Annotated in this window: 16 protein-coding genes and 1 tRNA gene; 9 read left to right on the forward strand and 8 right to left on the reverse strand. The window is 33.4% G+C overall.

Features of this window, described 5'->3' with window-relative positions:
* Nucleotides 1–178: 178 nt before the first annotated feature.
* Nucleotides 179–249: transfer RNA gene (locus NQQ59_RS11860), tRNA-Gln, on the reverse strand.
* Between the two features lie 245 nt (nucleotides 250–494).
* Between NQQ59_RS11860 and NQQ59_RS11865 the strand changes: the two genes are divergently transcribed.
* Together NQQ59_RS11865 and NQQ59_RS11870 are read left to right on the forward strand one after the other, a co-directional pair.
* Nucleotides 495–3,773, forward strand: a complete 3,279-nt coding sequence (locus NQQ59_RS11865) for a glycosyltransferase family 117 protein (protein WP_144215485.1) — start codon at nucleotides 495–497, stop codon at nucleotides 3,771–3,773.
* Nucleotides 3,774–3,871: 98 nt separating this feature from the next.
* Entirely contained in the window at nucleotides 3,872–4,513 is a 642-nt protein-coding gene (locus NQQ59_RS11870; protein ID WP_144215486.1) for a polysaccharide deacetylase family protein, read from the forward strand.
* 23 nt (nucleotides 4,514–4,536) lie between these two features.
* On the opposite strand, the gene NQQ59_RS11875 is transcribed toward NQQ59_RS11870, so the two are convergent.
* From NQQ59_RS11875 to NQQ59_RS11900, 6 genes are all read right to left on the reverse strand, one after another.
* Entirely contained in the window at nucleotides 4,537–4,839 is a 303-nt protein-coding gene (locus NQQ59_RS11875) for a thioredoxin family protein (RefSeq protein WP_109191779.1), read from the reverse strand.
* Nucleotides 4,840–4,912: 73 nt separating this feature from the next.
* Entirely contained in the window at nucleotides 4,913–6,148 is a 1,236-nt protein-coding gene (locus tag NQQ59_RS11880) for a metallophosphoesterase (RefSeq protein WP_144215487.1), read from the reverse strand.
* Between the two features lie 159 nt (nucleotides 6,149–6,307).
* Nucleotides 6,308–6,496, reverse strand: coding sequence for a hypothetical protein (locus tag NQQ59_RS11885; RefSeq protein WP_144215488.1), 189 nt, complete (start codon nucleotides 6,494–6,496; stop codon nucleotides 6,308–6,310).
* Nucleotides 6,497–6,600: 104 nt separating this feature from the next.
* Nucleotides 6,601–7,929: a sensor histidine kinase gene (locus NQQ59_RS11890; RefSeq protein WP_257698245.1), complete on the reverse strand. Its 1,329-nt coding sequence runs from the start codon at nucleotides 7,927–7,929 to the stop codon at nucleotides 6,601–6,603.
* Nucleotides 7,930–7,939: 10 nt separating this feature from the next.
* Entirely contained in the window at nucleotides 7,940–8,614 is a 675-nt protein-coding gene (locus tag NQQ59_RS11895) for a response regulator transcription factor (protein WP_144215489.1), read from the reverse strand.
* 180 nt (nucleotides 8,615–8,794) lie between these two features.
* Complete coding sequence (locus tag NQQ59_RS11900) at nucleotides 8,795–9,004, reverse strand: hypothetical protein (protein WP_144215490.1); 210 nt, start codon at nucleotides 9,002–9,004, stop codon at nucleotides 8,795–8,797.
* A 303-nt stretch (nucleotides 9,005–9,307) separates the two neighbouring features.
* Here NQQ59_RS11900 and polA point away from each other — a divergent pair, with 303 nt between their 5' ends.
* Nucleotides 9,308–12,157 (forward strand): DNA polymerase I, encoded by a 2,850-nt coding sequence (polA, locus tag NQQ59_RS11905; RefSeq protein ID WP_144215491.1) that lies wholly within the window; start codon nucleotides 9,308–9,310, stop codon nucleotides 12,155–12,157.
* 213 nt (nucleotides 12,158–12,370) lie between these two features.
* On the opposite strand, the gene NQQ59_RS11910 is transcribed toward polA, so the two are convergent.
* Nucleotides 12,371–13,396, reverse strand: coding sequence for a LacI family DNA-binding transcriptional regulator (locus NQQ59_RS11910; RefSeq protein WP_144215492.1), 1,026 nt, complete (start codon nucleotides 13,394–13,396; stop codon nucleotides 12,371–12,373).
* 209 nt (nucleotides 13,397–13,605) lie between these two features.
* Here NQQ59_RS11910 and NQQ59_RS11915 point away from each other — a divergent pair, with 209 nt between their 5' ends.
* The 6 genes from NQQ59_RS11915 (at nucleotide 13,606) to tsf (ending at nucleotide 18,268) form a co-directional block, all read left to right on the forward strand.
* On the forward strand, nucleotides 13,606–14,352 hold the full coding sequence (locus NQQ59_RS11915; RefSeq protein ID WP_144215493.1) for a ferritin-like domain-containing protein: 747 nt from the start codon (nucleotides 13,606–13,608) through the stop codon (nucleotides 14,350–14,352).
* 25 nt (nucleotides 14,353–14,377) lie between these two features.
* Entirely contained in the window at nucleotides 14,378–15,190 is an 813-nt protein-coding gene (locus NQQ59_RS11920) for a ferritin-like domain-containing protein (protein ID WP_144215494.1), read from the forward strand.
* A 194-nt stretch (nucleotides 15,191–15,384) separates the two neighbouring features.
* A complete protein-coding gene (gene rplM, locus NQQ59_RS11925) occupies nucleotides 15,385–15,840 on the forward strand; it encodes a 50S ribosomal protein L13 (RefSeq protein WP_026728617.1) in 456 nt (151 codons plus the stop codon).
* Nucleotides 15,840–16,226: a 30S ribosomal protein S9 gene (gene rpsI, locus NQQ59_RS11930; protein WP_035645327.1), complete on the forward strand. Its 387-nt coding sequence runs from the start codon at nucleotides 15,840–15,842 to the stop codon at nucleotides 16,224–16,226. The genes rplM and rpsI overlap by 1 nt, the downstream gene beginning before the upstream one ends.
* 176 nt (nucleotides 16,227–16,402) lie before the next feature.
* On the forward strand, nucleotides 16,403–17,167 hold the full coding sequence (rpsB, locus tag NQQ59_RS11935; protein WP_095927954.1) for a 30S ribosomal protein S2: 765 nt from the start codon (nucleotides 16,403–16,405) through the stop codon (nucleotides 17,165–17,167).
* 138 nt (nucleotides 17,168–17,305) lie between these two features.
* On the forward strand, nucleotides 17,306–18,268 hold the full coding sequence (gene tsf / locus NQQ59_RS11940; protein ID WP_109191768.1) for a translation elongation factor Ts: 963 nt from the start codon (nucleotides 17,306–17,308) through the stop codon (nucleotides 18,266–18,268).
* Nucleotides 18,269–18,277: the final 9 nt, after the last annotated feature.

The raw sequence follows: 18,277 nt of genomic DNA on the forward strand, positions 1-18,277 counted from the left end.
GGTCTACTAGGACTCGAACCTAGAAAGACGGCACCAAAAACCGTAGTGTTACCATTACACCATAGACCAGCAGTGCGGTTAAGCGGGTGCAAAATTAAAACTTTATTTTAGTTATGCAAATTTTAAACGAAACTTTTTTGCATAAAAAAAGCCTCTCATTTCTGAGAGGCTTTTTATGTTGGTCTACTAGGACTCGAACCTAGAAAGACGGCACCAAAAACCGTAGTGTTACCATTACACCATAGACCAGCAGTGCGTTTAAGCGAGTGCAAATTTAAGGCTTTATTTAGTTTGTGCAAACTTTTTAACTAAAAAAAATCAAAATTTTAGTTTTTTTTCACTTTACAATCTCACACAATAACAGAAAGCACTCACAAACAACAAATTACTATTCAAGGATAGTTTTGTAGAATTTTTTGTTAATGCTCTATTCTTTACATAAAAAAACATTTTCTTTGTAGGATAGAAAACTTTCAAATTTTTAACACCTAAATATGGCACAATTCAATTTCAATAAATGGAATACAATTATTGGTTGGTTTGCATTTGCAATCGCTTTAATTACTTACACATTAACAGTTGAACCTACAATGAGCTTTTGGGATTGCGGAGAATATATTGCTACCGCAGCCAAACTTGAAGTAGGTCACCCACCAGGAGCTCCGTTATTCCAAATGATGGGTGCATTTTTTGCAATGTTTGCAATAGACGCTCAACATGTAGCTGTTATGGTTAATATGATGTCTGTTTTCTCTAGCGCATTTACTATATTATTTATGTTCTGGTCGTCTTCTATGATCTTAAAAAAGATTATAGCACGTTTTGCTGAGATCGATCAAAATAATTCAATTGTTATTTTAGGAAGCTCTTTTGTTGGCGCTTTAGCTTATACATTCTCAGACAGTTTCTGGTTTAATGCTGTAGAAGCCGAAGTTTACGCAATGGCTTCTTTATTAATTGCGCTACTTTTCTGGCTTGGTTTACGTTGGGAACAAGACATGGATAAACCAAAAGGAAACAAATGGCTTTTAATTATTTCTCTAGTTGTCGGACTTTCTTTTGGAGTTCACTTCATGGCTCTTTTAACTATTCCTTCAATTGGATTTTTGTACTATTTCAAACACTACGAAAAAGTTACCATCAAAAACTTTCTTATCGCCAATGTAGTTGTTATTGGAATCTTATTGTTTATTTTCAAATTACTTCTTCCATTAACTATGGCATTTTTCGGAAAAACCGAAATTTTCATGGTAAACAGCATGGGACTTCCATTTAACTCAGGAACCATATTTGTTGCATTGTTACTTGTTGCTTTCTTTTATTTTGGATTAAAATATACCAAACAAAAAGGATTCATATTTTACAACACAATAATATTATGTATTTTATTCATCCTTATTGGTTTCTCAACTTGGTTAATGCTTCCTGTTCGTGCCAATGCCAACACTGTTATTAATGAAAACAAGCCTTCAGATGCTACTGAGGTTTTAGCTTATTATAATCGTGAGCAATATGGTGTAAATCCTTTATTTTACGGACCTCAATACACGGAACTTTTTGCTGGTCTTGATGCCAAAACACCTTATTTAGATAAGAAACCAAACTACGAAAGAGACTATAAAACTGGTAAATATATCATTACCAACAATTATAAAAATGCAGAACAAAATTCTGATGACAACCAGAAAGCAGTTCTACCTAGAATGTGGAGTACAGATACCCCTCACATTCAAAACTATATCAACTTTACCAATCCTCCTAAATTCAGAATCGATCCAAATCATAGTTATGATGAAGATTTAGCTGAATACGGAATTGATGCAAGTCAATTAAGTGAAGACGAATACAATAAAGCAACTGCGCAATTACGCAATGAAGTTGAAAAAACGGTTTCTGAATTCAGACATGCTTATGCTCAAAAGCAGATTGACAACGAAGGCTATGTAAAATTCTTAAGAAGCTATGGAAAATACTTATTAGTTGAAAAACCATCTACTGCGGATAACTTTAGTTTTATGTTTGAATATCAATTCGGATACATGTACTGGAGATATTTAATGTGGAATTTTGTTGGACGTCAGAATGACATTCAGGGTAAATATGATAATTTGGACGGAAACTGGATCAGCGGTATCAAACCTTTAGATTCAATTCACTTAGGATCTCAGGACAATTTACCTTCAGACGTATTAAACAACAAAGGTCGTAATGCCTATTATTTCCTTCCATTTATTTTAGGATTAATTGGTTTAATGTATCATGCTAATAAAGATTTAAAAAGTTTTTATGTTCTTCTGGCCCTATTCTTATTTACTGGAATCGCATTAAAAATATACTTAAATGAAAGACCTTTTGAACCTCGCGAAAGAGATTATGCACTTGTAGGTTCCTTCTATGTTTTTGCTATCTGGATCGGATTCGGAGTCTATTCACTCTATGAAAGTTTCCAGAAATATTTGGCCCCAAAAATTGCAGGACCAGTTATTATTGCCGGAAGTTTATTAGCTGCGCCAGTTTTAATGGCTGCTCAAAACTGGGATGACCACGATAGATCTGGAAGATATACCGCTGTAGCAATGGCAAAAGCTTATCTGAGCTCATGTGACAAAGATGCTATTTTATTTACCATTGGAGACAACGATACTTTCCCGCTTTGGTACGCACAGGAAATTGAGCATTTTAGAACAGATGTTAAAATCGTAAATACAAGTTTATTTATGACAGATTGGTACATTGATCAAATGAAAGCCAAAGCATACGAATCTAATCCGCTTCCTATTTCGTTCACACACGATCAATATGTTGGAGATAGATTAGACTATACTGTTTATATTCAGAAAATCGACACACGTTGGAACATTAAAGATTTTATTGATTTCATCAAAAATCCTAAATCAACTGTTGGATTACAAAACGGACAGACAATTCATTTCTATCCAACTAACAAAATTAGAGTGAACGTTGACAAAAATACTATCATTCAAAACAAAGTAGTTAATCCTAAATACAACGATTCAATTGTTCCTTATTTGGATATTGACATCAAAGGAAGCGCTTTATACAAAAACCGTTTAATGATGCTTGACATCTTAGCTAATAACAATTGGAAAAGACCAATTTACTTTAGTGGAGGTGCTTTTGATGATGAAGACTACTTATGGTTGAAAGATTATCTGCAATTAGACGGAATGGTCTATAAATTGGTTCCTGTAAAAAACACTCCTTCTAAAGATGGAGGTCCACTAGACATGGGACAAATTGATGCAGATAAAATGTATAATATTGTCATGAAATGGGATTGGGGCAATAGTGACGGAAACATTTATCACGATCCTGAAACAAGAAGAAACAGTATTACATACCGTACTAATCTTTCAAGATTAATGAATCAACTTATTAAGGAAGGCAAAATTGACAAAGCTAAAAACATAATTAATTTAGCTATTACCAAAATGCCTTTAGACAAATTTGGATATTACTCTTTAGTTGAATCTTTTGCAGATGGTTATTACAAAGTTGGAGAAACCGCTAAAGCACAGGATCTCCTAAACAAACTTGTTAAAAAATACAATGAGAATCTAAACTATTACGGTACATTAACTCCTTCTGATCAAACAGATTTAGCAGTAGATATTATTACAGATATTGAACGTTACAGAAGTTTATTACATGTAATGCAGGACAACAAAGACAATGCTTTTTACAACAAACACAAAACCACGTTTAACACTTATGTAAATGTTTTTGAGCGTTTTGGACGTGAAAAAGAATAGATAATATACGAAAATCTTAACAATTAAAAAAATGCAGCACTGTTTGATAAATAGAGCTGCATTTTTTACTTTTACATACACTGTAAATTCAATTCAAGATGAGCTTTTATTGGGTAAAAACTAACGCATTTATAAAAAAGGTATTTTCTAAATATTGCTGGGATATTCCTAACAATGAAAAGAAAATATACTTGACGTTTGATGACGGCCCTACTCCCGAAATTACAGATTGGGTTTTATCAGAATTGAAAAAGTTTGATGCAAAAGCTACTTTTTTCTGCATCGGAAAAAACATAAAAGCCAATTTAGCCCTATTTGAAAAATTAATTACTGACGGACATTCCATTGGAAACCATACCATGAATCATGTTAATGGCTGGAAAATTCACACTAATGAATACATCGAAAATGTAAAAAACTGCGCAGAGGTTTTAGATGAACAAGAAAAAGCACCGCGTCGTTTATTGTTTCGACCTCCTTATGGAAAAATCAAAAAAGCACAATCTAAAATCTTACGAAGACTAGGTTACAAAATTGTAATGTGGGATGTTTTAAGTGCCGATTTCGACCAAAGTATAACTCCTGAAAAGTGTCTTGAAAATGTTACTAAGAATGTAAAATCAGGAAGTGTAATTGTTTTTCATGACAGTATAAAAGCTTCTCCAAATTTAAGATTTGCTTTACCAAGAACACTGCATTTTTTAAAAGAAAACGGATATCAATTTGATATTATTCACTAAATAACATCAAAAAAGGAAGTAATTTAAACGTTAAATTGCTCTTGAACAATTCCAATTATAGTATTCGCGTCAAGTTCTCCGGATTGTCTCCAGATCATTTGTCCATCTTTATAAATCATTAAAGTTGGAAGTCCTTTTATACGAAGTGCTTCTGCCAGTTCCTGATTTTTATCTACATCAATTTTAATCACTTTGGCTTTATCACCAAGCGCTGCAGCAACATCCTTAATAACAGGATGCATAGAAACTGACGATTCATTCCAATCGGTGTAAAAATCAATTAACACTGGAACTTGAGCATTTATTAGTTCTCCAAATTTTGACATAAAACCAAAAAATTAAGTTTTTTAAATCTTTTAAAAGAAATAAATATAATACAAATTTAGCATTTTTAACGAATTAAGCGACATTACGGCCTTTTTTTAGTTCAATGACTGTTATTTCAGGCATAATCCCAACTCGTCCAGGATAGGCGTGAAAACCAAACCCACGGTTAACATAAACGTATCTTCCGAGGTTTTCGTACAATCCTGCCCATTGTTTGTAAATATATTGTGCCAGACTCCATTTAAAATATCCTGGAATTTCAATTCCGAATTGCATACCGTGCGTATGACCCGCAAAAGTAAGATGGAAATTCTTCGGGTGCTCTTTAATTTCGGCGTCCCAATGACTTGGATCGTGACTCATCAAGACTTTAAAATCGTCTTGATGCACATTTTCTGAAGCTTTATTTAAATCTCCAGCTTTCTTAAAATTTACTCCCCAGTTCTCAACACCAATCAAAGCAATTTTATCTTCTCCTTTTTGAATATAAGTATGCTCATTCAGCATAAGCTTAAATCCAATTTGACTGTAAAGATTTTTAATTTGATGAAAATTTTCGTCTTTTTCTTTCTCTGATGGCCATGTTACATATTCGCCATAATCATGATTTCCTAAAACGGCAAACTTCCCGTATTTATAATCTTTTATGCGATTAAAAGTTTCCAACCATGGATGCATTTCTTTAGCATGTGTATTTACAATATCTCCTGTAAACAAAATAATATCTGCTTCTTGCTGATTTATCAGATCAATAGCATAATTTATCTTTTCAGGATTATCAAAACTTCCGCTGTGAACATCTGAAATCTGAGTGATTTTAAAACCATCAAAAGCATCTGGAAGATCCGGAAAAAATATGGTCTGTTTAATAACTTTAAAATTATATTTACCTTCAAAAATTCCGTAAATAATAGAAAGAAACGGAATCGCAGCCAACCCTAAAGCTATCTGACTAACAAATTTTCTTCGATCCGGCATCATTTCCTTTCGAGGAGCATTATAAACAAAATAGTTCAAAATACTGGCACCAACTCTTATAATGTCTTCACCAAACATAATTAGTGTCAAAACAATTTTAGGCACATAAACTACAAGCATCAAACCTGTGGTAAACATAAATTGTCTGGTCTGACCAACAGAACGGTCTACTTGGGAAAAAGAATATATAATAAAGATTAAAATCAGTAAACTTATGATTTGGTAACCAATCAAAACCCAGCGTGCTTTGATTAAAGTTCGAAAAGCCTGATAAGAATAGAACTCAATAAATAATAAAAGAGCGCATAGAATTACAAAACGAAGGATCATTTGTTATAGTTTTAAACAAAAGTAACAAAGAATGAAAATGCTATTGCTTTTCATTATAAAAAATTTAACTCATAGAAAGTAAAAAAGCTGAAAGATGGCTCTTTCAGCTTTAACCTACCAACCTTTTTAAAACTATTTAATCTACAACTTAATGTTGTTTTATTTTGCTTTTGGAGCTTCTGGTTTTACAGCTTCTGCTTTTTTCTCACCTTTAGCTTTTTTGTTTGCTTTTTTATCGTGCTTTGCAACTTTCACTTCTTTTGTTTGCGCTGGAGCTGGGGTTGTTTGCGCGTTTACCATTGAGAATGTTCCTAGAACTGCTACTGCTAAAATTGCTAATTTTTTCATGACTTTAAATTTTATTGATTAATTATTTCATTATTTGTAAGTCAAAGATATAATCGCAAAATGAAGACAAAATGAAGATAAAGTCTTACAATAAATTTTAACTTTTAATTAGCTTTTTCAAACCACAATTTAAAAGTTGTTCCAACATTTAAAACCGATTCTACTTTAATATGAACGTGATGAAAAGCAGCTATACTCTGGGCAATTGCAAGTCCTAACCCCTGCCCTTCTTGATCTGAACTTATACGAGCAAATCTGCTGAATATTTTTTCAAGCTGCGATTCGTCCATTCCAATTCCGGAATCTTTAACCGAAATAAAATAATGCTCTTCAACAAAACCGTCTTCTATTAAAATACTTCCTTTTGGTTTATTATATTTAATAGCATTCGTTACCAAGTTATAGATCAAAATATGAATTAAAGTCTTGTTTCCTGTAAAAACAAAATTCTCTTTCATTTTATTTACAAATCCAATTCCCCTATCATCAATTCGATCCTGAAGATCTTCCTGTAAATCCGAAACAACTTCCCGAAGATTAATTTCCTCATTGGCTTCATACTGATTGTTATCAATCCTAGAAATCAGTAATAAGTTATTGATGATTTTTTTCAGCATGTCTAATGTCTTCAATGAACCTGCTATTTTATCAATTGCGTTATCATCTAAAGATTCATTTTGTAATAAATTCTCCAATTTATTCTTAAGCAAGGCAATTGGGGTTAAAAGTTCATGCGAAACATTTGAGATAAACTGTTTTTCTTTTTTAAAAACTTCTGCAATGCGATCCATCATTTGATTTAAAACAAAATCAAGTTCTCTAAAATCTCGTGAAGCTGCTTTTATTGGAGTATGATCAAAAGTTTCAGGTTCGTTTACACGCCTGATTTTGGTATCAATAATTTTATAAAAAGGTTTAAGAAGATATTCTATATAAAAAGTATCTGCTAAAAAGGTGATAAAAAGAATCACAACAAAAACAATCAGAATAAAGAAACGAATGACAAAAGTCAAATCGCTTACTTCAGTTAGACTACTTCCTATTTCGAGTTGATAATCTACACCTTCATAAGTAAAATAATGTTGCAAGATTCGGAATTCACTTTCTTCATCTTCAATCTTTCGATATTCATTTGTAAAAGTTGTTTTTTTCTGATGTGGTTTTATCGGAACACGCGACAAAACCAAAAACTCGCTGTGAAGTGTCGAAAATTCAGAAAAAGTTTCTGTAGAATCATTCGGATTTTCTATAAAATCATTAATCTCATCCTGATTCAGATGCTCAATAAATTTTTTCTTTTTTTCCAGAAGACTATTATTGATATGATGATAAACAACATTTTTTACCAGAATCGGTAACATTAGCCATAAAATCAAAATAACCAACAATCTGGTCAGTGCGTTAAAAATGGCTAATTGATGTTTTATTTTCACAAGAATAATTTTATTCGTTTATACGATACCCTACATTTCGAACCGTTTCAAACCAATCTATTGGTGCATGTTTATCCAGTTTTTTTCTAAGATTTCGAACATGGACATCAATAAAATTAGAATCAGAATTGATTTCTAAAATATCGCCCCAAATATGTTCTGTAAGCTGAAGACGCGTAATAACCCTATTCTTATTTAGAACTAAATATTGAAAAATATCAAACTCTTTTTTGGTTAGATTAATTGGATTATCATTAAAACTAACTTTATAATCCTGAAGCTGTAAAACAAAACCGTGAATTGTCAGATTGTTTAAAGTAAAGCCGTGAATTCTTCTAATAACAGCAAATAATCTTGCGCTGAGTTCAGTTAACGCAAAAGGTTTTGTCAAATAATCATCGGCTCCTAAATGCAATCCGTTAATTCTATCATCCAGCTCACCTCTTGCCGTTAAAACAATAACCGCCATTTTTGATTTAGTTTTTCTGACAGTCTGTAAAACTTCAAAACCATCTCCATCAGGAAGACCTAAATCTAGCAGCATTGCATCGTAATCATTACTGCCAAATTCCTCCAAAGCATCAGCACACGTATGGGCAATCTTGCAGATATATCCCGCATTACACAAAAAATCATAAACTTCCACCACAAGTTCCCGATTATCTTCAACAATCAAAATATTCATAAAAATCTAGTTAAGCGTAATTAAAATTAATCATTTAAAAGAAGAAAAATCTGCATTGTAAAAAACATTAACGAAAAAAGCTGATAAATTTCTTCATCAGCTTTTACCACCTGCATTCTTCATAATTATCCTTCCTGTTTTGTTTCCTTACAATCATTCGAAAACAAAACAAAAAGTATATTATTTTTTCATTTTTGCAGTTTCTGTTTTCGGAGCTTCTGTTTTAACTTCAGTTTTTTCTGCTTTGGCTTTTTTAGAAGTTTTGTGTTTAGGATGTTTGGTTGCTTTTACTTCTTTTACTGGAGTTTCTTTTCCTGTTTTTGCAGGGAAAGCTTGAACCATTGCACTTGTTCCTAAAACTGCTACTAGTAACATTAAAAAATTTCTCATGATTTCTACTATTTAAGAATTAATAACCTTTTAATTTATACCTCAAAATTACCCTCAGAACATGAAGAAAAAATGAAGAAAAGCAATACTACCGATATTTTAACGAGACATTAACGTTACAAGGTTTTTCACCATATAGGAGATGTAAGTTCATCCAATTATAAGGAAGCAAAATCAAACACCACAAGATGTGCCTATCCTAAAATGAACTTATATCACTTATATGTCTATAAAATTAATTTTAAGAAACCAAATCGTTTTTTAAACCTCAATTGTTTATTTTTACACACTAATATTTTTCATATGTCGACTCAAAAACGCCTTTTTCTTCTAGATGCTTATGCATTAATTTTTCGTGGTTATTATGCCTTTATTAAAAACCCGAGAATCAACTCAAAAGGAATGGACACATCTGCAATTATGGGTTTTATGAACTCACTTTTGGATGTTATTAAAAGAGAAAAACCAGATCATTTGGCCGTTGCTTTTGATAAAGGCGGTAGTCATGTAAGAACTGAAATGTTTGTTGAATACAAAGCCAACCGTGATGCTACGCCAGAAGCAATTAAAATTGCTGTTCCCTATATTCAGGAATTATTAAAAGCCATGCACATTCCGATCATTGAACTTGAAGGTTGTGAGGCTGATGATTTAATTGGAACTATTGCCAAACAAGCCGAAAAACAGAACTATAAAGTTTTTATGGTAACTCCAGATAAAGATTTTGCACAATTGGTTTCTGAAAACATCTTTATGTACAAACCAGCTCGAATGGGTAATGGAATTGAAATCTGGGGAATTCCTGAAGTTTTGGCAAAATTTGAAGTCGAAAGACCAGAACAGGTTATTGATTTTCTTGGAATGATGGGAGATGCTGTCGATAATATTCCCGGATTACCAGGTGTTGGAGAAGTTACAGCTAAAAAGTTCCTGAAAGAATTTGGTTCAATGGAAAATCTTTTGGCAAATACTGATAAACTAAAAGGCAAAATGAAAGAAAACATTGAAGCCAATAAAGAAAAAGGTATTCTTTCTAAAAAACTGGCAGCAATTATGTGTGATTGTGATGTTACTTTTAATGAAGAAGACTACGAACTTACACGTCCAGACATTGAAAAAACAGATGCTATTTTTCAAGAATTAGAATTTAGAAGAATGGCAGAACAGTTTGACAATTTATTTAAAGTTGGAAGCCCAAATGAATCTACTAGCACTCCTGCTACTGACGCTAAATTATACAAAAAACCACAACCAAAAAACGAAGATCAATTTGATCTATTTGGAGGCGGAGGCACAACTCTTGACGAAAGTGCAGAAGCTGCAAGAAATTCATTTTATAACACTTTAGAAAACACAGAGCACTCTTACCAAACTATTCAAGGTGATTTAGGAATTAAATTGCTTTTGCAAAATTTAGAAAAACAATCTTCTGTTTGTTTTGACACTGAAACGACAGGAATTGACGCGCTTCATGCAGAATTAGTTGGAATGTCTTTTTCTTATGAAAAAGGAAAAGCATTTTACGTTCCTTTTCCAGAAAGCCAGGAAGAAGCGCAAACTTTAATCAATAAATTTGTTCCGTTTTTTGAAAATGAAAACATTGAGAAAATCGGACAAAACTTAAAATACGATTTGAAAATTCTTTCTAATTATGGTGTTACTGTAAAAGGAAAACTTTTTGATACCATGATTGCACATTATCTGATCAATCCAGATATGCGTCATAATATGGATATTTTGGCAGAAACGTATTTGAAGTATTCTCCAAAATCTATTGAAACTTTAATTGGCAAAAAAGGGAAAAATCAGCTTTCTATGCGTGATGTTCCTTTGGAAGATATTAAAGAATATGCTGCCGAAGATGCAGACATTACTTTACAACTAAAAGAAATCTTCACAACAGAATTAGACAAAACAGAAACCAAAAAGTTATTCGACGAAATTGAAATTCCATTAGTAAGCGTTTTAGCTGACATGGAAACAGAAGGGATTCGTTTAGATGTTGATTTCTTAAAAGCAATGTCTTCTGAAATGGATGTTGAGATCAAATCTTTAGAAGAACAAATCTATGAAACTGCTGGTGAGAAATTCAATTTAGCATCTCCAAAACAATTAGGAGATATTTTATTTGAAAAACTTAAAATTGGAGGCGCCAAACAAAAGAAAACCAAAACAGGTCAATACGCAACTGGAGAAGAGGTTTTGACTTATTTAGCCAACGATAATCCAATTGTAAAACAGATTTTAGACTGGCGCCAGATGGTAAAACTTCAAAGCACTTATATTTTGGCTTTACCGGAACAAGTTGACAAAAAAACTTTACGCGTTCACACCGATTATATGCAAACCGTTGCTGCAACGGGTCGTTTGAGTTCTAATAATCCGAACTTGCAGAATATCCCAATTCGCACCGAAAGAGGACGTCAGATTCGTAAAGCTTTTGTCGCACGCGATGAAAACCATACTTTAATCTCTGCCGATTACTCGCAAATTGAATTACGAATTATCGCTGCTTTGAGTGGTGAAGAAAATATGATTGCCGCTTTCCAAAACGGAGAAGATATTCACAGAGCAACTGCAGCAAAAGTTTTTGATGTAGCTTTAGATGAAGTTTCTCGCGAACAAAGAAGCAACGCTAAAACGGTAAACTTCGGAATTATATATGGTGTTTCTGCTTTTGGTTTAAGTAACCAGACTTCTCTTTCTAGAAGCGAAAGTGCCGCTTTAATTGATGCTTATTACAAAACATATCCGCGTCTTAAATCTTATATTTCTGAGCAAGTTGATTTTGCCAGAGAAAAAGGTTACGTTCAAACCATTTTAGGTCGTCGTCGTTATTTAAAAGATATTAATTCGGCTAATGCCGTTGTAAGAAGTGCAGCAGAACGAAATGCCGTAAACGCTCCAATTCAAGGAAGCGCTGCCGATGTGATTAAAATCGCCATGATCAACATTCACAAAAAACTTCGTGACGGAAATTGGAAATCTAAAATGTTACTTCAGGTGCATGATGAGCTTGTGTTCGATGTTCACAATGACGAACTCGAAAAAATTCAGCCAATGATTAAACATGAAATGGAAAATGCATTTAAAATGTCGGTTCCTTTGGAAGTTGAAATTGGTTTAGGGAAAGATTGGCTAGAAGCACATTAATAATTTTAGAATTCAGATTAGTTGGTTTATAAATAAAAAATCCCCCTAATCTTGTCATTTCGACGAAGGAGAAATCTCCGCAAGTAACTCCGTAAAGAAAAGCCAATCTTTGTAGAGCTTCTCGTGGAGATTTCTCCTTCGTCGAAATGACAAAAATTATGTATAAAAAAAGGACTGTTCTCAAACAGTCCTTTTTTTGTCAATACGTTTTATTTATTTTTTTCGAGTCGATTCTCTTTCTTTCAATTTGGTTTTGATAACGATTGTTTCGTAATCAGAAGTTTCTCCTTCTGGTTCTTCCAATCTTTGGATTAATCTTTTTGCAGCCACTTCTCCAATTTCAACACCATGCTGACTAACTGTAGTCAAACTTGGCGACAAACGTCTTGAAGCCAAAATTCCGTCTGCGAAACCAATAATAGAAATATCTTCTGGAACTCTATATCCTTTTTTCAAACTTACTCTCAAAGCGGCAACTGAATCATTTTCATCCAAAGCAAAAATTCCGTCAATTTTATGATCAAAGATTCCTTCTATTTTTGCTTTCATATCTTCTTCAGAATCGGTACGAAGAATAATTTTTTCGTTAACCGGAATATTATTGTCTTTCAAAGCTTTCAAATATCCTTCTGTTCTTAATCTTCCAACACTAATATTGTCCACAGAAGAAATAAGAGCGATGTTTTTACATCCTAAATCAATTAAATGTTGCGTTGAATTTAAAGCGGAATCAAAATCATCAACCACAACTTTATCACAATCTACTTCATCTGCAATACGATCAAACATTACAATTGGCGTTCCATCAGTAATAATCTCAGAAAAGTGATTATAATCTTGAAGTGTTTGCGCCTCTTTAGAAACAGATAAAATAAATCCGTCGATAGTTCCATTGCTCAGCATTTCTAAAGTATGAACTTCTTTTTCAAGAGATTCATTCGAAATACAGGTAATTACATTATACCCTTTTTTATCGGCAACTTTCTCAATACCACTAAAAACTTTCGCAAAGAAAGAATTTAGAATATTAGGAATAATTACTCCAATCGTTTTTGTCTTACGATTCTTTAAATTCAAACCAATAACATTCGGCTTATAATTTTTGAGTTTGGCATACTCCTTAATCTTAACCTTCGTTTGTTCACTAATTTCAGGACTGTCATTCAATGCTTTAGACACAGTCGAAACAGAAACACCTAGTTCCTTGGCAATTTGTTTTAGAGTTGCTTTAGCTTTCATCCAATTGAATTTTATGTAATTAATACAAATATAGTAGAATTACCGAAAATAAAACAAAAAGAAGCTATTAGTATTTAAAAATGTAGCTCTTTTCGAAATAACAATTAAATAAACCGATTTTTTAAAACCGTCCTTACAAAAATTTCGTTAATAACTAGATACCAGAGAACTAGAAACCAATTGTTGTTAACCTATTAAAAAACTTAATTATGAAAAACGAAGTTAAAATTCATGAAGTTGATCCTTCATTGAATAGCAGAAGGAGCTTTCTTAAGCTCAGCGGATTAACCCTTGCAGCTACAGGTTTAGTCATAGCTGGTTGCAGCGATCATGACGACGATAACAATATGCCAGACACTTCTTTACCGGGAGTAAGAAATGGTATTTTCGATTTAGGCTCTGGAGATTTTGGGGTTTTAACCTATGCATACGCATTGGAACAACTGGAAGCCGACTTTTATACTAAAGTAGTTAATGCAAGTAGCTTTAATACTGTTTTTAGCAGTGTTGAGCGTCAAGTTCTAACTGATTTGTACCATCACGAAGTGGTTCACAGAGACTTTTTCAAAGCTGCTTTAACTGGAGCACTTCCTGATCCTAGTTCACAATTACTACCAACTTTAGCTTTTAATTATGGTTCATTAAATTTCAATAGTCGTACCGAAGTTTTAGCTACTGCAAAAGCATTAGAAGACACTGGAGTTGCCGCTTATAATGGAGCTGGAAGATTAATTAAAACAGCTGATTATCTATTACTAGCCGGAAAAATTGTTTCTGTTGAAGCCAGACATGCTTCAGCAATAAGAAGTTTGATTAATCCTAATTCTAAAGACTTTGCGGGAGATGATATTGTAAATATGTCAACAGGTTTAGATGATGCAAAAGATCCATCTAAAATATTGCCAATTGCTGCGAATTTTATAACCACAAAATTTACAGCTAAATACTTGCCTTAATCTTAACCGTTAAAACTTAGAAATTATGAACATTTTAAAATTTATAGAATCCTTTACTGATGACAATTTAATGAATAGTACTGGTTCTCGTAGAGACAGTTTTTCACAGTTTGGGAACATCGGAAAAAATCTAGCTTTAGCCTCAATTCCTTTCGGATTATCGGCTCTGGCTAATAAAGCTTTCGCAAAAGACATTACCGCAACACCTGCCACTCCAATTGGAGCTTTGCAATTTGCTTTGACTTTAGAATATCTCGAAAACGAATTTTATGCCATGGCACTTGATTCTGGAGTAATTCCAGCTTCTGAAAATGGCGGACGTGATTTAAAAGTATTCCAGCAAATTGCAGCTCACGAATCTGATCATGTGAAATTTTTAATTGCTGGATTGGGTGGTACTGCAAGTGCTAACTTCGTTCCAAAACCAACTTTTGACTTTACAGTGGGTGGCGCTTTTAATCCTTTTGGAGATTATCCAACATTTTTAGCTTTGGCACAAGCATTTGAAGATACAGGAGTTCGAGCGTATAAAGGACAAGCAGCAAATCTAATTACAACACCAGATTTATTGACAGCCGCTTTACAAATTCATTCTGTTGAAGCTCGTCACGCTTCTGAAGTGAGAAGACTACGAGGTTTAAAAGGATGGATTTCTAATTCAGAAAGAGGTGCTGGTATGCCAGCGGCAACACAGGCAGTCTATGATGGCGAAGGCGTAACGATGCAAGCAGGATTTAATACTGCGACTGCATTTGGTGCTGCAGCAGGCTCAGAAGCTTATGATGAGCCACTTACGACACAGCAAGTTGTTGATATTGCCAATATTTTTATAGTATAATTGATTTTTTTTCTAAATATTTAACCGTCTTTACGTTATTGTAGAGACGGTTTTTTTATTCCCTAATTAATTAAAAAACTGAAGCCCTGATTTTCAGCAGATAAAATATTCTTTCAGGTATTTGGTTTTAAAATAATTAATTGTACTTTTGCATCCCCTTTATTGGGGATGGAATGTTTAATTAAAATAATATTATGGACGCATTAAGCTACAAAACAGTTTCAGCAAGCAAAGCCACTGTAACTAAAGAGTGGATTGTTGTTGACGCTGAAGGTCATAACTTAGGACGTCTTGCTTCTAAAGTTGCTATGATTTTAAGAGGTAAGTACAAACCAAGTTACACACCGCACGTTGACTGTGGAGATAACGTAATTGTTATCAACTCAGAAAAAATTAACCTTACAGGTACAAAAATGAATGACAAAATTTACATGCGTCATACAGGTTACCCAGGAGGACAAAGAACTTTAACTGCTAAAGTATTGCAAGCTAAAAACCCTGCATTATTAGTAGAAAAAGCTGTAAAAGGTATGTTACCTAAAAACAAATTAGGAGCTGAACTTTTTAGAAATCTAAATGTTGTTGTAGGAGCTGAGCACAAACACGGAGCTCAAAAACCTAGAACTGTTAACCTAAATGATCTTAAGTAATGGGAGTTATTCACAAAATCGGTAGAAGAAAAACCGCTGTTGCACGTGTTTACGTTTCTGAAGGAACTGGAAACATCACTGTAAACAAAAAAGAATTCGCAACTTACTTTCCAACTGCAACTTTACAGTACAAAGTTTTACAACCGCTTTCTATGACAGAAAACGCTGGTAACTTTGACGTTAAAGTAAACGTTTACGGAGGTGGTACAACTGGTCAGGCAGAAGCTGTTAGAATGGCATTAGCACGTGTAATGTGTGAAGTTAACGCTGAAAACAGAGGAATCCTTAAACCAGAAGGTTTATTAACAAGAGACCCAAGAATGGTTGAACGTAAGAAATTCGGTCAGAAGAAAGCTCGTAAGAGATTCCAGTTCTCTAAACGTTAATATTACCTGTCTTGTTCAGATGGGACAAGACATTATCAATTATTTATTGAAATTAAAAAACACAGTTATTGTTGCTCTCCTATCGAGGTAGGATATAGTTTAGCATCTAAATGTATAAAGCCAGAGAAATCGCCATTTATACATTGCTAATCAACAGAACGTAAACTAGTACAAAAATGGCAAACAAAATAGAAGTAAAAGAATTACTAGAAGCAGGTGTTCACTTCGGACACATGACTAGAAAATGGGATCCAAACATGGCTCCTTACATTTATATGGAGCGTAATGGTATTCACATTATCAATCTATATAAAACTGCAGCTAAAATTGAAGAAGCTAACGAAGCTTTGAAAAAAATCGCTGCATCAGGTAGAAAAATCTTATTCGTAGCTACCAAAAAACAAGCAAAAGACATCGTTGCTGATAAAGCAAAAGCTGCAAACATGCCTTACATCACTGAAAGATGGCCAGGTGGAATGTTGACTAACTTCGTAACTATCAGAAAGGCAGTTAAAAAAATGTCTTCTATCGATAAAATGAAGAAAGATGGTACTTTCAACACTTTATCTAAAAAAGAGCGTTTACAAGTTGATCGTCTACGTGCTAAATTAGAGAAAAACTTAGGTTCAATTGCTGATATGTCTAGACTACCTGCAGCATTGTTCGTAGTAGATATCAAAGCTGAACACATCGCAATAAAAGAAGCTCAAAAATTAAACATTCCAGTTTTCGCAATGGTTGATACGAATTCTGACCCAAGAGAGGTTGATTACGTGATTCCTGCAAATGATGACGCTTCTAAATCAATTGACAAAATTTTATCTTTAGTGACTACTGCAGTAATCGAAGGTCTTTCTGACAGAGGTGCTGAAAAAGAAGTTGAAGCTGCTGAAGAAGCTCCTGCTGTTGAAGCTGAGGCTGCTCCTGCAACTGAAGAATAAATCAAATTTTAAATTCCAAATTTTAAATTCCAAATTCCAAATACAAAATTAAAAACGTTATGTTGATAATTTAATAAAATTGGAGTTTGGGATTTAGAAGATGGAATTTTTACTTTTAACATTAAAATTCAAAATATTATGGCAACAATTACTGCTGCAGACGTAAATAAATTAAGACAATCTACAGGTGCCGGAATGATGGACTGTAAAAAAGCTTTAGTTGAAGCTGAAGGAGATTTCGATAAAGCGATCCAAATTCTTAGAGAAAAAGGACAAAAAGTTGCTGCTAACCGTTCTGACCGTGAGTCTTCTGAAGGAGCTGCTGTTTCTTTTATCAATGCTGACAACACTAAAGGAGCTATCCTTACTTTAAACTGCGAAACTGACTTCGTAGGTAAAAATGAGGCTTTCGTTACTTTAGCTAAAGATTTAGTTGAAAGAGCTATCAACTTCTCTTCTAAAGAAGAATTTTTAGCTTCTGATTTCAACGGAATTACTGTTGCTGAGAAATTAATCGAGCAAACTGGAGTTATCGGTGAGAAAATCGAAATCGGTGGTTTCGAAATTTTAGAAGGTGCTTTCGTTGGATCTTACGTTCACGTTAACAAAATTGCTGCTTTAACTGCAATTTCTGCTCCAATCGCTAATGCTGAGACTTTAACAAAAGACGTTTCTATGCAAGTTGCTTCTATGGGAGCTGACACATTATCTTACAAAGATTTTGATCCTGCTTTCGTTGAGTCTGAACTTGCTGCTCGTATTGCTGTAATTGAAAAAGATAACGAAGAAGCTGCACGTTTAGGAAAAACTTTGAAAAATGTTCCTAAATACATCTCTTTCTCTCAATTAACTCCTGAAGTTATCAAACAAGCTGAAGAAGATGCTAAAGCTGAATTAAAAGCTGAAGGAAAACCAGAGCAAATCTGGGACAAAATTCTTCCAGGAAAAGTTCAACGTTTTATCTCTGATAACACTACTTTAGATCAAGAAAAAGCTTTACTGGATCAAAACTTCATCAAAGATGACAGTAAAAAAGTTGGTGATTACGTAAAAGGATTCAATGTTGAAATCACAGGTTTCAAAAGAGTTACTTTAGGTTAATATATTATT

The organism is Flavobacterium panacis (genome assembly GCF_024649945.1).
GTDB classification, from domain to species: Bacteria; Bacteroidota; Bacteroidia; order Flavobacteriales; family Flavobacteriaceae; genus Flavobacterium; species Flavobacterium panacis.

Bases quoted from the DNA above. Each gene is read 5' to 3' on its own strand.
- NQQ59_RS11865 (WP_144215485.1), top strand. From the start codon at position 495: ATGGCACAATTCAATTTCAATAAATGGAATACAATTATTGGTTGGTTT.
- NQQ59_RS11870 (WP_144215486.1), top strand. From the start codon at position 3,872: ATGAGCTTTTATTGGGTAAAAACTAACGCATTTATAAAAAAGGTATTT.
- NQQ59_RS11875 (WP_109191779.1), bottom strand. From the start codon at position 4,839: ATGTCAAAATTTGGAGAACTAATAAATGCTCAAGTTCCAGTGTTAATT.
- NQQ59_RS11880 (WP_144215487.1), bottom strand. From the start codon at position 6,148: ATGATCCTTCGTTTTGTAATTCTATGCGCTCTTTTATTATTTATTGAG.
- NQQ59_RS11885 (WP_144215488.1), bottom strand. From the start codon at position 6,496: ATGAAAAAATTAGCAATTTTAGCAGTAGCAGTTCTAGGAACATTCTCA.
- NQQ59_RS11895 (WP_144215489.1), bottom strand. From the start codon at position 8,614: ATGAATATTTTGATTGTTGAAGATAATCGGGAACTTGTGGTGGAAGTT.
- NQQ59_RS11900 (WP_144215490.1), bottom strand. From the start codon at position 9,004: ATGAGAAATTTTTTAATGTTACTAGTAGCAGTTTTAGGAACAAGTGCA.
- polA (WP_144215491.1), top strand. From the start codon at position 9,308: ATGTCGACTCAAAAACGCCTTTTTCTTCTAGATGCTTATGCATTAATT.
- NQQ59_RS11910 (WP_144215492.1), bottom strand. From the start codon at position 13,396: ATGAAAGCTAAAGCAACTCTAAAACAAATTGCCAAGGAACTAGGTGTT.
- NQQ59_RS11915 (WP_144215493.1), top strand. From the start codon at position 13,606: ATGAAAAACGAAGTTAAAATTCATGAAGTTGATCCTTCATTGAATAGC.
- NQQ59_RS11920 (WP_144215494.1), top strand. From the start codon at position 14,378: ATGAACATTTTAAAATTTATAGAATCCTTTACTGATGACAATTTAATG.
- rplM (WP_026728617.1), top strand. From the start codon at position 15,385: ATGGACGCATTAAGCTACAAAACAGTTTCAGCAAGCAAAGCCACTGTA.
- rpsI (WP_035645327.1), top strand. From the start codon at position 15,840: ATGGGAGTTATTCACAAAATCGGTAGAAGAAAAACCGCTGTTGCACGT.
- rpsB (WP_095927954.1), top strand. From the start codon at position 16,403: ATGGCAAACAAAATAGAAGTAAAAGAATTACTAGAAGCAGGTGTTCAC.
- tsf (WP_109191768.1), top strand. From the start codon at position 17,306: ATGGCAACAATTACTGCTGCAGACGTAAATAAATTAAGACAATCTACA.